The 14577-nt window shown below is 73.5% G+C and carries 13 protein-coding genes and 1 tRNA gene; 10 read left to right on the top strand and 4 right to left on the bottom strand.

Features of this window, described 5'->3' with window-relative positions:
- Positions 1 to 113 precede the first annotated feature (113 nt).
- From iolC to IG88_RS0122325, 6 genes are read left to right on the top strand one after another with little or no spacing between them, the layout of a single operon-like run.
- Positions 114 to 1076, top strand: a complete 963-nt coding sequence (gene iolC / locus IG88_RS0122350; protein WP_031044001.1) for a 5-dehydro-2-deoxygluconokinase — start codon at positions 114 to 116, stop codon at positions 1074 to 1076.
- A 13-nt stretch (positions 1077 to 1089) separates the two neighbouring features.
- A complete protein-coding gene (locus IG88_RS0122345) occupies positions 1090 to 1986 on the top strand; it encodes a Cgl0159 family (beta/alpha)8-fold protein (RefSeq protein ID WP_031043997.1) in 897 nt (298 codons plus the stop codon).
- 25 nt (positions 1987 to 2011) lie between these two features.
- Positions 2012 to 2905: a 5-deoxy-glucuronate isomerase gene (gene iolB, locus IG88_RS0122340; protein WP_031043995.1), complete on the top strand. Its 894-nt coding sequence runs from the start codon at positions 2012 to 2014 to the stop codon at positions 2903 to 2905.
- Positions 2902 to 4776: a 3D-(3,5/4)-trihydroxycyclohexane-1,2-dione acylhydrolase (decyclizing) gene (iolD, locus tag IG88_RS0122335; RefSeq protein WP_031043992.1), complete on the top strand. Its 1875-nt coding sequence runs from the start codon at positions 2902 to 2904 to the stop codon at positions 4774 to 4776. Before iolB ends, iolD begins: the two co-directional genes overlap by 4 nt.
- A gap of 50 nt (positions 4777 to 4826) precedes the next feature.
- Positions 4827 to 5612, top strand: coding sequence for a GntR family transcriptional regulator (locus IG88_RS0122330; RefSeq protein ID WP_031043990.1), 786 nt, complete (start codon positions 4827 to 4829; stop codon positions 5610 to 5612).
- Positions 5613 to 5665: 53 nt separating this feature from the next.
- Entirely contained in the window at positions 5666 to 6088 is a 423-nt protein-coding gene (locus tag IG88_RS0122325) for an ankyrin repeat domain-containing protein (protein WP_031043987.1), read from the top strand.
- 90 nt (positions 6089 to 6178) lie between these two features.
- On the opposite strand, the gene IG88_RS0122320 is transcribed toward IG88_RS0122325, so the two are convergent.
- Positions 6179 to 6252 (bottom strand) — tRNA-Pro (locus IG88_RS0122320).
- Positions 6253 to 6351: 99 nt separating this feature from the next.
- On the opposite strand from IG88_RS0122320, the gene IG88_RS0122315 reads away from it, so the two are divergent.
- The 3 genes from IG88_RS0122315 (at position 6352) to IG88_RS0122305 (ending at position 9913) form a co-directional block, all read left to right on the top strand.
- Entirely contained in the window at positions 6352 to 6891 is a 540-nt protein-coding gene (locus IG88_RS0122315) for a DUF309 domain-containing protein (protein WP_031043984.1), read from the top strand.
- Between the two features lie 57 nt (positions 6892 to 6948).
- Positions 6949 to 7722: a precorrin-6A synthase (deacetylating) gene (cobF, locus tag IG88_RS0122310; protein WP_031043982.1), complete on the top strand. Its 774-nt coding sequence runs from the start codon at positions 6949 to 6951 to the stop codon at positions 7720 to 7722.
- Between the two features lie 70 nt (positions 7723 to 7792).
- Positions 7793 to 9913, top strand: coding sequence for an MDR family MFS transporter (locus IG88_RS0122305; RefSeq protein ID WP_031043980.1), 2121 nt, complete (start codon positions 7793 to 7795; stop codon positions 9911 to 9913).
- Here the strand turns inward: IG88_RS0122305 and IG88_RS0122300 are convergent.
- From IG88_RS0122300 to IG88_RS0122290, 3 genes are all read right to left on the bottom strand, one after another.
- Positions 9840 to 10634, bottom strand: a complete 795-nt coding sequence (locus tag IG88_RS0122300) for a sulfite exporter TauE/SafE family protein (protein ID WP_031043978.1) — start codon at positions 10632 to 10634, stop codon at positions 9840 to 9842. The two genes, IG88_RS0122305 and IG88_RS0122300, sit on opposite strands and share 74 nt — an antisense overlap.
- A 61-nt stretch (positions 10635 to 10695) precedes the next feature.
- Entirely contained in the window at positions 10696 to 12228 is a 1533-nt protein-coding gene (locus IG88_RS0122295; protein WP_031043975.1) for a long-chain-fatty-acid--CoA ligase, read from the bottom strand.
- A gap of 67 nt (positions 12229 to 12295) precedes the next feature.
- Positions 12296 to 13483, bottom strand: a complete 1188-nt coding sequence (locus IG88_RS0122290; protein WP_031043973.1) for a thiolase family protein — start codon at positions 13481 to 13483, stop codon at positions 12296 to 12298.
- A gap of 271 nt (positions 13484 to 13754) precedes the next feature.
- Here IG88_RS0122290 and IG88_RS0122285 point away from each other — a divergent pair, with 271 nt between their 5' ends.
- Positions 13755 to 14564 carry an alpha/beta hydrolase gene (locus IG88_RS0122285; RefSeq protein WP_031043968.1) on the top strand — a complete coding sequence of 270 codons (810 nt, stop codon included), beginning with the start codon at positions 13755 to 13757 and terminating at the stop codon, positions 14562 to 14564.
- Positions 14565 to 14577 lie beyond the last annotated feature (13 nt).

Here is a 14577-nt window from a genome sequence, read left to right as displayed (position 1 = left end):
AGACATTCTTTCACTCACAGGTCCGAATGTAAGTACAAAGTCTTGACAGTGTCGTCCAGGAGTCATACACCTGGGAGGCGGCAGGCCCCCGCCCAGCCAAAGGAGCGTCGCACATGGCCGAGTCAGTCCCGCGTTTCGATCTGATCACGATGGGCCGCATCGGCGTCGATCTCTATCCTCTGCAGACGGGCGTACCCCTGGCGGAGGTTGAGACCTTCGGCAAGTTCCTCGGCGGCTCGGCCTCCAACGTGGCGGTCGCCGCCGCCCGGCTCGGCCGTACCGCGGCCGTCATCACCCGCACGGGCGACGACCCCTTCGGCGGCTATCTGCACGGCGCGCTCAAGGAGTTCGGCGTCGACGACCGCTGGGTCACCCCGGTGGCGGACCACCCGACCCCGGTGACGTTCTGCGAGATCTTCCCGCCGGACGACTTCCCGCTGTACTTCTACCGCCGTCCCAAGGCGCCGGACCTGGAGATCCGCCCGGAGGAACTGGACCTGGACGCGATCCGCGCGGCCTCGGTCTTCTGGATGACCGGCACCGGACTGAGCGAGGAGCCGAGCCGTACGGCGACGCTGACCGCCCTCGCCCACCGCGCCAAGTCCGGCACCACGGTCTTCGACCTGGACTGGCGCCCCATGTTCTGGACCGACCCGGACCAGGCCCGCCCGTACTACGCCGAGGCGCTCGGGCACGCGACCGTCGCGGTCGGCAACCTGGACGAGTGCGAGATCGCCACCGGCGTGCGCGAACCCCGCGCCTGCGCCGAGGCGTTGCTCGCCGCCGGGGTGGAACTGGCCGTCGTCAAGCAGGGCCCGAAGGGTGTCCTCGCCCTCCACCGCGACGGCCGGTCGGCCGAGGTGCCGCCGGTGCCGGTCGAGGTGGTCAACGGCCTCGGCGCGGGCGACGCGTTCGGCGGTTCCCTGTGCCACGGTCTGCTCTCCGGCTGGGAGCTGGAGCGGACCATGCGGTACGCCAACGCGGCCGGCGCCCTGGTCGCCTCCCGCCTCGCCTGCTCCTCCGCGATGCCCACCGGGGCCGAGGTCGACGACCTCCTCGCGCGAGCCACTCCCTGAACGGAGCCACGTCTTGTCCCCCAGCATCCCCAGCATCCCGGACCTCACCGCGGTCAGGGCCCGGCACCCGGAGGCGATCGCCGAGGCCGCGGCCCGCCGGGTGCGCCGCCCGCTGATCGGCGACTCCGGCCGTCTGATGATCGTGGCCGCCGACCATCCGGCGCGCGGCGCGCTCGGCGTCGGCGACCGCGCACTCGCCATGGCCAACCGCGCCGACCTGCTGGAACGCCTGTGCACCGCGCTGTCCCGGCCCGGCGTGGACGGGGTGCTCGCCTCCGCCGACGTGCTGGAGGACCTGCTGCTGCTCGGGGTGCTGGAGAACAAGGTCGTCATGGGTTCGATGAACCGGGGCGGCCTGGCGGGCGCCGCCTTCGAGATGGACGACCGCTTCACCGGCCACCGCGCCGAGGACATCGCCCGCCTGCGCTTCGACGCGGGCAAGCTGCTGCTGCGCGTCGACTACGACGACCCCGGCTCACTGGCCACGCTGGAGGCGAGCGCCCGCGCCGTCGACGCCATGGCCGCGCGCGGACTCCCGCTGTTCGTCGAGCCGTTCATCTCCCGCCGGACCGACGGGCGGGTCCGCAACGACCTGTCCGCCGAGGCCGTCACCCGCTCCATCGCCATCGCCTCGGGCCTGGGCGGCACCTCCGCCTACACCTGGCTGAAACTGCCCGTCACCCGGAACCCGGACGACATGGCCGAGGTACTGGAGACCTCCACGCTGCCCACCGTGCTGCTCGGCGGCGACATAGGGGGCTCCCCGGCGGACCAGAGCGCGGCCTACGAGCGCTGGCGCAAGGCCCTGAGGCTGCCCACCGTGCAGGGCATGGTCGTCGGCCGCTCGCTGCTCTACCCGGCCGGGGGCAGCGTGGAGGAGGCGGTGGACACGGCCGTCGGACTGCTGTGACCGAGACGAGGCGGAGGAGCGGACGATGACGTATCACCTTCCCGCGGGCAAGGCGGCGGACGGCCCGTACGCCGTGGACGTGACCCCCGAGAGCGCCGGCTGGGGCTACAGCAGTCTGCGCGTGGTGCGCCTGCCTCCCGGCGGCAGCCACACCTTCGACAGCGGCGAGAGCGAGTGGATCGTCCTGCCCCTGAGCGGCGGCTGCACGGTGCGGACCGCCGACGAGTTCGGCGAGGACACCTTCGAACTGACCGGGCGCGAAAACGTGTTCAGCGGCGTCACCGACTTCGCCTACGTGCCGCGCGAGGCCCGTACGACGCTGACGTCCTCCGGCGGCGGCCGGTTCGCCCTGACCGGCGCGCGCTGCACCCGCCGCCTGCCCGCCCGCCACGGACCGGCGTCCGGGGTGCCGGTGGAGCTGCGGGGCACCGGCACCTGCTCGCGGCAGGTCAACAACTTCGCCGCGGCGGGGACGTTCGAGTGCGACAGGCTGATCGCGGTGGAGGTCCTCACGCCGGGCGGCAACTGGTCCTCCTTCCCGCCCCACAAGCACGACGAGCACCGCCCCGGCGAGGAGTCGGAGCTGGAGGAGATCTACTACTTCGAGTTCGCGGACCACGAGGGCACCCCGGGCCTCGGCTACCAGCGGGTCTCGCCGTCCGGGCGGGGAGGGGGCACCGACGTCCTGGCCGAAGTGCGCGACGGAGACGTCGTACTGATCCCCGACGGCTGGCACGGACCGTCGATGGCGGTCCCCGGGCACCACATGTACTACCTCAACGTCATGGCCGGGCCGGAGCCCGAGCGTGCCTGGCTGATCAGCGACCATCCCGGCCACGCCTGGATCCGCGACACCTGGCCCGAGCAGCCGGTCGACCCCCGGCTCCCCCTCTACACCGCACCGGAGAGGTCCGCATGAGCGCCGCCGCCACCCGCCGACTGACCACCGCCCAGGCCCTGGTGCGCTTCCTGGCCGCGCAGTACACCGAACGCGACGGCGTGCGGCGCCGGCTGATCACGGGCACCTGGGGCATCTTCGGCCACGGCAACGTGGCCGGCCTCGGCCAGGCACTGGTCGAGTACCGGGAGGCGATGCCGTACCACCAGGGCCGCAGCGAACAGGCCATGGTGCACGCGGCCGTCGGCCACGCCCGCCAGCTCAACCGCCTGTCCGCGCAGGCGGTGACGACGTCCATCGGCCCCGGAGCCACCAACCTGGTCACCGGCGCCGCCCTCGCCACCGTCAACCGCCTGCCGGTCCTGCTCCTGCCCGGCGACTACTTCGCCTCGCACGCCGCCGACCCGCTGCTCCAGCAGTTGGAGCACCCCGTCGGGGCCGACGTGTCCGTCAACGACGCCCTGCGGCCCGTCTCCCGGTACTTCGACCGGATCACCCGCCCCGAGGCGCTGCTCGCCTCCGCGCTCAAGGCCGTGCGCGTGCTGGCCGACCCGGCGGAGACCGGTGCGGTCACCCTGGCGCTGCCGCAGGACGTGCAGGCGGAGGCGTACGACTGGCCCGAGGAGTTCTTCGCCGACCGCGTCTGGCGGGTGCGCCGCCCCGCGCCCGACCCGGCGGAACTGGCCGACGCCGTCCGGGCGGTCCGGGCCGCCGCGCGCCCGCTGATCGTCGCGGGCGGCGGCGTCCACCACAGCGAGGCCGAAGGAGCCCTGCGGGAGCTGGTGGAGGCCACCGGCATCCCGGTCGCCTCCACCCAGGCGGGCAAGGGCGCGCTGCGCCACGACCACCCCGCCGACCTCGGCGGCATCGGCCACACCGGCACCGCGGTGAGCGACGAACTCGCTCGCACCGCCGACCTGGTGATCGGCGTCGGCACCCGCTACACGGACTTCACCACCGCCTCCGGCACCCTCTTCCAGCACCCGGACGTCCGCTTCCTGAACCTCAACATCACCGCCTTCGACGCCCACAAGCTCGCCGCCGGCACCCTGGTGTGCGACGCGCGGGCGGGGCTCGCCGCACTGGCGGAGGCGCTGTCCGGTCACCGCGTGGACGCCGCGTACGAGGCCGAGTACCGCACGGGGAAGGCCCGTTGGGACGAGACGGTCGAGACGGCCTTCCGGGCCGAGGACGACGGCGCGGTGCCGACGCAGACGCAGGTGCTGGGTGCGCTGGACGCGGTCGTCGGCGACGAGGACGTCGTGATCAACGCGGCCGGCTCGCTCCCCGGCGACCTGCACAAGCTGTGGCGGGCCCGCTCCCCGCGCCAGTACCACCTGGAGTACGGCTACTCCTGCATGGGCTACGAGATCCCGGCCGCGCTCGGTGTCCAGCAGGCCGCGCCCGGCACGCCCGTGTGGGCCCTGGTCGGCGACGGCACGTACCTGATGAACCCGACGGAGATCGTCACGGCCGTCCAGGAGGACCTGCCGGTGAAGCTGGTCCTGGTGCAGAACCACGGCTACGCGTCCATCGGCGGCCTCTCCGAGGCGGTGGGCGCCGAGCGCTTCGGCACCGACTACCGCCACCGCGTCGCCGACGGCTCCTTCACCGGCGCTCCCCTCCCCGTCGACCTCGCCGCCAACGCGGCCAGCCTCGGCATGGACGTGCTGCGCGCCAAGACGGTGCGCGAGCTGCGCGAGGCGCTGGTGACGGCCCGGACGGCGACCCGGCCGTCGTGCGTGTACGTCGAGACGGCGCCGCCGTCGGCCGCGCCGCCCGCGGCGGCCTGGTGGGACGTGCCGGTGGCCGAGGTGTCGGCCCGCGAGGCCGCCACCGGCGCGCGCGAGGTCTACGAACGCGCGCTCGCCGGCCGCCGCCACCACCTCTGAGCCCTCCCCCCGCCCGCACAACTCGTCACCGACGCAAGGGAGGTACGTCCATGGCGAAGACCGGCGACCCCGCACGTGCCGTGACCGCCCCCGCGACCGGCACCCTGGACTTCGCCCTGGACCGGAACAGTCCGGTGCCGCTCTACCACCAGTTGGCCCAGCAGCTCGAAGCGGCGATCGGGCACGGCGTCCTCGCCCCGGGCAACCTCCTGGGCAACGAGGTCGACCTCTCCGTCCGCCTCGGCCTGTCCCGGCCGACCGTCCGCCAGGCCATCCAGTCGCTGGTCGACAAGGGGCTGCTGGTCCGGCGGCGCGGGGTCGGCACCCAGGTGGTGCACAGCCAGGTCAGGCGCCCGCTGGAACTGAGCAGTCTCTACGACGACCTGGAGGCGGCCGGACAGGGCCCCGGCACCCTGGTGGTGCGCAACGAGCGCGTCCCGGCCGCGGCCGGGGTCGCGACGGCCCTCGGTCTCGCGGAGGGCACCGAGGTCGCCGTCCTGGAGCGGCTGCGCCTCACCCACGGCCGGCCGGTGGCGATGCTGTGCAACTACCTTCCGGCGGACCTGCTGGAGCTCGACGACGCCCGGCTGGAGTCGACCGGCCTGTACCGGATGATGCGCGCGTCCGGCATCACCCTGCACAGCGCCCGCCAGACCGTCGGCGCCCGCATCGCCCGACCCGAGGAGGCCGAGCGCCTCGGCGAACCCGAGGGCGCCGCGCTGCTCACCATGCAGCGCACCGCGTACGACGACACCGGGCGGCCGGTCGAGTACGGGACGCACGTCTACCGCGCCTCCCGGTACGCGTTCGACTTCCAACTGCTGGTCAGGAGCTGACCGGTCGGGGGCTACGGGAGCAGCGGCCCCGGCCGCCGCCTAGGGTGGAACGGGTGAACAGGCGAAAGCACAAGAAACTGTCCCTGCGTCTCGCCGGCGCCGCGCTGACCGGTGACGTGTCACGGGTCCGGGCCGCCCTGCGGGACGGAGCGCCGGCCGAGACCGCCGACTCCGCCGGCAGCACCCCGTTGTACCTCGCGTCGGTGGGCGGGGAGACCGGCATCGTCCGCCTCCTGCTCGCGGCCGGGGCCCGGCCGGACACGGAGAGCGGGATCGGCTCGGAGGGCACTCCGCTGTGCGGGGCGGCCTGCTGGGGGCACACGGAGACCGTCCGCGCGCTGCTGGAGTACGGGGCCGACCCGAACCTGCGCGAGGACCACGGCACCGGCTGGACGCCGCTGCAGTGGGCGTCGAACGGCGGGCACCAGGAGACGGCCGACCTGCTCCGCGCGGCGGGGGCGCGGCCCCGGGACTGACCGCCGGCGGGAACCGCTGCGCGGGAAACCGCAGCGGTGGACACAGAGAGGGCCTTCACGGAATCGCTTCCGTGAAGGCCCTCCACACCGTCGGGACGACAGGATTTGAACCTGCGACCCCTTGACCCCCAGTCAAGTGCGCTACCAAGCTGCGCCACGTCCCGGTGTGCTCACGCGCGGTGCACCGCGCGATCACGCGGACAGCACTTTACCCCACACACCGGACGATGCCTAAGCGGGCTCCGGCGAGGGACAATCGGCCCATGGACAGCACCGCCGACAGCCCCATGGACAGCACCGCCCCCGGCCGCCCGGTGGCCGGACGGGACCGCGACGACGAGGGCCGCGCCCGCAACGCCCGGCCGCGGGACGGGCTCGGGCGGCCCCTGCCGTACGGCTCCGACGGCGTGCCGCGCCAGCCCGAGGGCGTCGTCCGGGCCCCGGAGGAGACGGTCGCCGAGGCGCAGCGGCTGCTGGACGAGGGGAAGCCGTTCCACGCCCACGAGGTGTTCGAGGACGCCTGGAAGTCGGGCCCCGGGGAGGAGCGGGAGCTGTGGCGCGGGCTGGCCCAGCTCGCCGTCGGGCTGACCCACGCGGCGCGCGGCAACGTCACCGGCGGGGCCCGGCTGCTGCGGCGCGGGGCGGGCGCCGTGACCGAGTGGGCCGCGTCGGGGTCCGCGCGGGAGCGGCCGTACGGGATGGACCTCGGCGCGGTCGCCGGGTGGGCCCGGGAGCTGGCCGGCGAGGTGGAGGGCGGCGGGGCCGTGGACGCGGCGGCGCGGGCGCCCCGGCTGCGGGGCTGAATCCGGCCGGGGCGGCCCGGTCGGGGCGTTGTCGGTGGCGTACGGCAGACTCGTGGCGTGCGGACAATCCATGTGATCGGTATCGGCGCGGGCGACCCCGAGCAGCTCACCCTCCAGGCGGTGCGGGCGCTGCGGAGCACGGACGTGTTCTTCGTCCTGGACAAGGGCGAGGCCAAGGCCGACCTGGTGCGGCTGCGCCGGGACATGCTGGAGACGCACCTGCCGGAGGGGACCTACCGCGTCGTCGAGGCGCGCGACCCCGAGCGCGACCGCGGCGCGGGCGGCGCGGCGTACTCCCCGGCAGTCGGGGACTGGCGCAGTGCCCGCGCCGGTATCTACGAGCGGCTGATCGCCGAGGAACTGGGCGAGGACGAGAGCGGCGCGTTTCTGGTGTGGGGCGACCCCGCGCTGTACGACAGCACGCTGGGCATCCTGGAGGAGATCCTGGAGCGCGGCACGGTGGCGTTCGAGTACGACGTGGTGCCCGGCATCAGCAGCGTCTCCTCGCTGGCCGCCCGGCACCGGACCGGGCTGAACCGGGTGGCGCGGCCCGTGCAGATCACCACCGGGCGGCGGCTGGCCGAGGGCTTCCCCGAGGAGGCGGACGACGTCGTCGTGATGCTGGACGCCCACCAGACCTTCCGGCGGTTCGCGGACCAGGACATCGACATCTACTGGGGCGCCTACCTGGGCACCCCGGACGAGATACTCGACTCCGGGCCGATCGCCGAGGCCGCGCCCCGCATCGAGCGGCTGCGTGCCGAGGCGCGCGAGCGCAAGGGCTGGATCATGGACACCTACCTGCTGCGGCGCAATCCCGGCGGGCGCTGACCGGCCCGGGGCGTACCCGGGCGGCCCCGTCCCGCATGCGTGGCCGGTGCACCGGTGTGATCGTGGCCGCGTGACAGTCGCCGAGGAAACGCCACGGACCGCAGCCGCCCAGCCGCCCGTGCTGGACCGTCGGCGCCGCAACGTCGTCTTCGTCACGATCATGCTGGGGATGCTGCTCGCGGCCCTGGACCAGACGATCGTGGGCACCGCGTTGCCCACGATCGTCTCGGACCTGGGCGGCGCCCGGCACATGTCGTGGGTGGTGACCTCGTACCTGCTCGCGGAGACCGTGGCGACGGTGCTGGTCGGCAAGTTCGGCGACCTGTTCGGCCGCAAGGTGGTCTTCCAGGTGTCGGCGGTCGTGTTCATCACCGGCTCGTTCCTGTGCGGGCTGGCGACGAACATGCCGCTGCTGATCGTCTGGCGGGCGGTGCAGGGCGTCGGCGCGGGCGGCCTGATGGTGACGGCGATGGCGCTGATCGCCGACGTCATCCCGTTGCGGGAGCGGGGCAAGTACCAGGGTGCCATCGGCGCGGTCTTCGGCGTCGCGACGGTCATCGGACCGCTGCTGGGCGGGCTGTTCACCGACCACCTGTCCTGGCGCTGGGCGTTCTACGTCAACGTGCCCATCGCCGTCGTCGTGGTGATCGCCGCCGCCCGGACCATCCCGGTGGTGAAGTCGGCGGTCCGTCCCGCCATCGACTACCTGGGCATCGCGCTGGTCGCGATCGGCGCGAGCGCGCTGATCCTGGCGACGAGCTGGGGCGGCAACGAGTACGCGTGGGGCTCGGCGGTGATCGTCGGACTGTTCGCGGGCGGGCTGGTCGCGCTCGGCCTGTTCTGCTGGGCGGAGACGCGGGCGGCCGAACCGATGCTGCCGATGCGGCTGTTCTCCAACCCGGTGTTCACGGTCTGCTCGGTCCTCAGCTTCATCGTCGGCTTCGCGATGCTGGGCGCGCTGACGTACCTGCCGACGTATCTGCAGTACGTGGACGGCGACTCGGCCACCGTCTCCGGGGTGCGGACGCTGCCGATGGTGGCGGGCCTGCTGATCGCCTCGGTGTTCAGCGGCAACGTGGTCAGCAAGACCGGGCGGTACCGGCTGTTCCCCATCGCGGGCACGCTGGTGATGGGCGTGGGCCTGTACCTGATGTCGCTGATGGGCCCGGCCACGGGCGCGGGGCTCGAGTCGCTGTACATGTTCGTGCTCGGCACCGGGATCGGCCTGTCCATGCAGGTGCTGACCATCGCCGTGCAGAACACGGTGGAGTACTCCGACCTCGGCACCGCGACCTCCGGCGTCACCTTCTTCCGCACGCTCGGCAGCTCCTTCGGCACCGCCGTGTTCGGCACGATCTACGCCAACGCGCTCGGCCCCAACCTGCGGGACGGCGTCGGCGCCGCGGTCCGCACCGGTGCCGCCGACCCGTCGGTGATCGCCGGGGCGTCGACCAGTCCGGAGGGCGTGCACCGGCTGCCGCCCCCGGCGTCGGCGCCCGTCGTCGGGGCGTACGCGGACACCATTCAGACCGTGTTCCTGTGGACGGTGCCGGTCGCGGTCCTCGGCTTCGTGGTCGCCCTGTTCCTCAAGCAGGTCCAGTTGCGCGACAGCGCCCGGGCGGGCTCGACGGACATGGGCGAGGGCTTCGCCTCTCCGCACGACGCGAGCAGCAGGCGGACCCTGGAGGCGTCCGTCGGGAAGATCATCGGGAGTACGGAACTGGACACCGCCCGCCGGATCGTCGCGGACAGCGACACCCGGCTCGACGTCGCCGGGGCCTGGGCGGTGATGCAGGTCGAGCTGTTCACGCGGCTGGTCGGGCACGCGAGCCTCGGTCTGATCGCGGCCAGACGCCGGCTGCCGCCGGAGGTGCTGCTGCCGGTCTTCGACCGGATGGTGGAGGAGGGGTTCCTGACGCGGCACGGTTCCCTGCTCTCGCACACCGACGCGGGCGCCCGCGAGGCCCTCGTCATCGGCCGGGCCTGGGCGACCTGGCTGGAGGACCGGGTGGAGCGGGACATCGGGCGGCCGACGGACGACGAGTTGCGCGCCGCCCTCGACGCCATCGCCAAACGCCTGCTGGTGGAAGACCTCAGCAACGGTCTGCCGCAGCGGGTCAGGCGAGCAGGAGCTGCAGACCGCCCACAACCGTCGCCGCGATCACCAGACGTTCGAACAGGCGTTGGTTGATCCGGCTGACGGCCCACTTGCCGAGGAGCGCACCGGGCACCACGAAGACGACCAGTGCCGCGTCGAGCAGCAGCGAGGGGCCGTCGATCAGGCCGAGGCCCGCGCTGAAGGGGAGCTTGGAGACGTTGACGATCAGGAAGAAGAACGCCGACGTGCCCAGGAAGCCGAGTTTCCGGAACCCCGCGGACAGCAGGTACATCGACATCACCGGGCCGCCCGCGTTCGCGACCATCGTGGTGAACCCGCCCAGAACGCCGTACGAGCGGGCCTTCGCGCGGCCGGCGCGCGAGGCGGCCCCGTCCGGCTGCCCGGCGTCCGCGCCTTCGTCGTCGCCGGCGCGGGCCTGCCGCCGGCGCCACACCGTCACCCCGGCCATGAACAGCAGGATCACGCCGATCGAGGTGCGCACGACCGCGTCGTCCGCCCACACCAGGAAGAGCGTGCCGACGACCACGCCCGCCCCGACCGCCGGGAACAGCCGCCACAGCGTGGGCCAGTGCGCGTGGCGCCGGTAGGTGAGGACGGCCAGGACGTCACCGGCGATCAGCACGGGCAGCAGGATGCCGGTGGAGGCGCGGGCGGGCAGGACCGCCGCGAAGATCGCGAGACTGACCGTGTTGGCCCCGCTCACCGCGGTCTTGGAGAAGCCGACCAGCAGGGCCGCGAAGGCGAGCGCGGCGAACTGCCAGCCGGTGAGGTGCCCGAGCGTGATGGTGTCCATGGCGGGGACCGATGCTATGCCACCCGCCCGGCGCCGTAAGCACCGTCTCGCCCCTTGATCCTCAGCGCTCCGATCCCGCGCGGCCGGTGTACCGCACGCGCAGTTCCCGCTTCAGGACCTTCATGCTCGGCCCGAGCGGCAGCTCGTCCGCGAACTCCACCCGGCGCGGGTACTTGTGCCGGCCGAGGTGCTCCTTGGACCACTCGGTGACCTCGGCGGCGTCCGGTGCCCCGTCCGGGGCGCGCACCACGACGGCGCAGACCTCCTCGCCGTGCAGGTCGTCCGGGAGTCCGATGACGGCGACCTGGGCGATGCCGGGGTGGCGCATCAGCACCTCCTCGACCTCGCGCGGGTAGACGTTGTAGCCGCCCCGGATGATGACGTCCTTCTTCCGGTCGACGATCCTGAGGAACCCCTCGTCGTCCTTGGTGCCCAGGTCACCGGTGCGGAACCAGCCGTCGACCAGGGCTTCCGCCGTGGCCTCGGGGCGCCCGAGGTAGCCGGAGAAGACGTTGTGGCCGCGGACGACGACCTCGCCCAGCTCGCCGGGCGGCAGCAGTTCGACGCGGTCCTCCGCCTCCGCGCGGGCGATCTCCACGTCCACGCCCCACAGCGGGTGGCCGATGGTGCCGGGCCGCGCGCCGAACACCGGCTGGTTCACGGCCGCCGCCGGAGAGGTCTCGGACAGCCCGTACCCCTCGTAGATCTTCGCCCCGAACGCCTCCTCGAACCGCTCCAGGACGGCCACCGGGAGGGAGGCGCCGCCGGAGACGCACACCCGGAGCTCCGGCAGGGCCGCGGCGCCGGGGGCCGCGGCGGCGAGGGCGACGAACATGGTCGGCACCCCGTGGAAGGTGTTGACGTTCTCCTTCACCATCAGCTCGATCGCGCGTGCCGCGTCGAAGCGCGGCAGCAGCACGAGGGTGGCGCCCGCCCGCCAGGTGGAGTTCAGGGAGACGGTCTGGCCGAAGGCGTGGAAGAGGGGCAGCGCGCCGAGCGCGATGTCGTCGGGCCGGATGTCGTTGGCGTCGAAGGCGTTGACCGTCGCGTTCATCACCAGGTTGAAGTGGCTGAGCACCGCGCCCTTGGGGACGCCGGTGGTGCCGCTGGTGTAGAAGACGACGGCCGGGTCGTCGGCGTCGCGGGTGACGTACGAGGGCAGGGGCTCGGCCTCCGCCGCGAGCCGGCCGAACTCGGACTCGTCGCCGAGCGTGAGCATCCGTACGTCGGCCGCCCGCGCGGCGGCCGCCCCGGTCTCCGCCTGCGCCGGGTGGCACAGCAACAGGGTGGCCCCGCTGTCGCGCAGGACGTGCTCGACCTCGGCCGCCGACAGCAGCAGGTGCACCGGGACGACGACGGCACCGGCCGCGGCGAGGGCGTAGTACGCGATGGGGAAGTCGGCGGTGTTCGGTGCCATCAGTGCCACCCGGTCCCCCGGCCGGACGTCCAGGCCGGCCAGCGCGCCGGCCTGGGCGCGGGCCCGCCGCCACACCTCGGCGAAGGTCAGGCGCAGGTCGCCCTCGACCAGCGCCTCCTTGTCGGGACGGCGCCGGGCGTTCTCGGCGAGGACGGCGGCGACGGAGAGGGTTGCCATGGGGTGTTGCTCCGTTTCCTTGCTGCGGCTCTGCGGAGGGGGTGGCTCTACGGCTGGATGGGCGGCCCTACTGGCGTTCGACGAGGACCGCGCTGCCCTGCCCCACGCCCACGCACATCGTGGCCAGCCCGCGGCCGGCCCCCGTACGGCGCATGCGGTGGAGCAGGGTGGTCAGGATGCGGACGCCGGAGCAGCCGAGCGGGTGGCCCAGGGCGATGGCGCCGCCGGTGGGGTTGACCAGGCCGGGGTCGATGCCGAGCTGGTCGACGCAGGCCAGGGCCTGGGCGGCGAACGCCTCGTTGAACTCCGCCTCCGCGAGGTCGCCGACGCTCCAGCCGGCCCGGGCGAGGACCTTGCGGGTGGCGGGGACCGGGCCGATGCCCATGATGTCGGGGTGGACACCGGCCGAGCCGCCGGCGACGTAGCGGCCCAGCGACTCCAGGCCGAGGTCGTTCAGGGCCTCCTCGCTGACCAGGAGGAGCGCGGCGGCGCCGTCGTTCATCGGGGAGGCGTTGCCCGCGGTGACCGTGCCGCCGGGGCGGAAGACGGGCTTCAGGCGTCCGAGCTTCTCCAGGGAGGTGTCCTCGCGGACGCATTCGTCGGTGTCGACGACCACGCCGTCGGGGCGCTCGACGGGGAGGATCTCGTCGTCGAAATGACCGTTCTTCCGGGCCTCGGCGGCCAGGCGGTGGCTGCGCAGGGCGAACGCGTCCTGGCGCTCGCGCGGGACGCCGTACCGCTCGGCGACCTCCTCGGCGGTCTCGCCCATGGCCAGCAGGCCGTGCAGGTCCTTCATCGCCGGGTTGACCAGGCGCCAGCCGAGCCGGGTGTCGGCGGTCTCGATGCGGTGCGGCAGCGCCTCGTCGGGGCGGGGCAGCACGAAGGGGGCGCGGCTCATGGACTCGGAACCGCCGGCGAGCACGATGTCGGCCTCACCGGCGGCGATGGTGCGGGCGGCGGCGGTGACGGCTTCGAGGCCGGAGGCGCACAGCCGGTTGACGGTGGCGCCGGGGACGGTCTCCGGCAGGCCCGCGAGCAGGGCGGCCATGCGGGCGACGTTGCGGTTGTCCTCGCCCGCCTGGTTGGCGGCACCCCAGTACACGTCGTCGACACGGGCCGGGTCGAGCGCGGGCACGTCGGCGACCAGGCCCCGGATCACCGCGGCGGCGAGGTCGTCGGGCCGTACGGTCGACAGGGCACCGCGCAGCTTGCCGATCGGGGTGCGGCGGGCGGCCGCGAAGTGGACGGGACACACGGGAGGACTCCTGACCGTCGTCGCGCGGTCGCCGGACGGCGTGCCGCCGCCGCGTCGACCACCGCGAACCTTAATTAGCACTGCTAGTTTTGGACTATAGACCGCCCGTCGGCGTCCTGGGAAGATCCCCTGACAACGGACGACCGACGACGAACCGCGAAACAGCGGCCACGGACCCACCGACCCACCGACCCACCGACCCACCGACCCACCGACCGCAACCACTGACCACTGACCACTGACCACCATCACCGAAACAGCCGGAGGAGACATGGCCGAGACCCGCACGCACACCCTGACCGGAACGCGGGGACACGTCGCCGTCCGCGAGTGGCCCGCCGAGGCCCCCGGCTACGTCGCGCTGCTGGTCCACGGGTACGGGGAGCACTCCGGGCGCTACGAGGAGGTGGCCGGCGTCCTCACCGGCCACGGTGCCGCCGTCTACGCCCCGGACCACACCGGGCACGGGCACTCGGACGGCGAGCGGGTGGTGATCGAGGACTTCGAGGACGTGGTCACCGACGTGCACGCCGCGGCGGAACTCGCCGGGGCTGCCCACCCGGGGCTGCCGGTCGTCATGGTCGGGCACTCGATGGGCGGGCTCGTCGCCGCCCGCTACGCCCAGCGCCACCCCGGCGAGCTGACGGCCCTGGTGCTGTCCGGGCCCGTGATCGGCGACTGGGAGCTGCCGCGTCGGCTGCTCGCCCTGGAAGAGATCCCCGACACCCCCATCAGCCCGGCCTCGCTCTCCCGCGACCCGGCGGTCGGCACGGCGTACGCGGCGGATCCGCTGGTCTGGCACGGGCCGATGAAGCGGCCGACCCTGGAGGCGTTCGTGCGGACGCTGGAGACGGTGGCCGGGGGCGGTGACGTCGGCGGGCTGCCGCTGCTGTGGGTGCACGGGGACGACGACCGGCTGGTGCCGCTGCCCGGCAGCCGCGTCGGCGTCGAGACGCTGAGCGGCGGGAACCTGACCGAGCGGATCTACCCGGGCGCCCGGCACGAGCTCTTCAACGAGACCAACCGCGCGGAGGTGTTCGCGGACCTCACCCGCTTCCTGGACGGTGTGCTCGCCCGCTGACCCGGCACCCCGC

The sequence above is a fragment of the Streptomyces sp. NRRL F-5650 genome, assembly GCF_000721365.1.
GTDB lineage: Bacteria > Actinomycetota > Actinomycetes > Streptomycetales > Streptomycetaceae > Streptomyces > Streptomyces ardesiacus.
Note: the sequence above shows the minus strand (reverse complement) of the source record. Positions and strands in the feature narration are given on the sequence as shown.

Bases quoted from the DNA above. Each gene is read 5' to 3' on its own strand.
- IG88_RS0122315 (WP_031043984.1), top strand. From the start codon at position 6,352: ATGGACAGCACCGCCGACAGCCCCATGGACAGCACCGCCCCCGGCCGC.
- iolB (WP_031043995.1), top strand. From the start codon at position 2,012: ATGACGTATCACCTTCCCGCGGGCAAGGCGGCGGACGGCCCGTACGCC.
- IG88_RS0122300 (WP_031043978.1), bottom strand. From the start codon at position 10,634: ATGGACACCATCACGCTCGGGCACCTCACCGGCTGGCAGTTCGCCGCG.
- IG88_RS0122285 (WP_031043968.1), top strand. From the start codon at position 13,755: ATGGCCGAGACCCGCACGCACACCCTGACCGGAACGCGGGGACACGTC.
- IG88_RS0122295 (WP_031043975.1), bottom strand. From the start codon at position 12,228: ATGGCAACCCTCTCCGTCGCCGCCGTCCTCGCCGAGAACGCCCGGCGC.
- iolC (WP_031044001.1), top strand. From the start codon at position 114: ATGGCCGAGTCAGTCCCGCGTTTCGATCTGATCACGATGGGCCGCATC.
- iolD (WP_031043992.1), top strand. From the start codon at position 2,902: ATGAGCGCCGCCGCCACCCGCCGACTGACCACCGCCCAGGCCCTGGTG.
- IG88_RS0122330 (WP_031043990.1), top strand. From the start codon at position 4,827: ATGGCGAAGACCGGCGACCCCGCACGTGCCGTGACCGCCCCCGCGACC.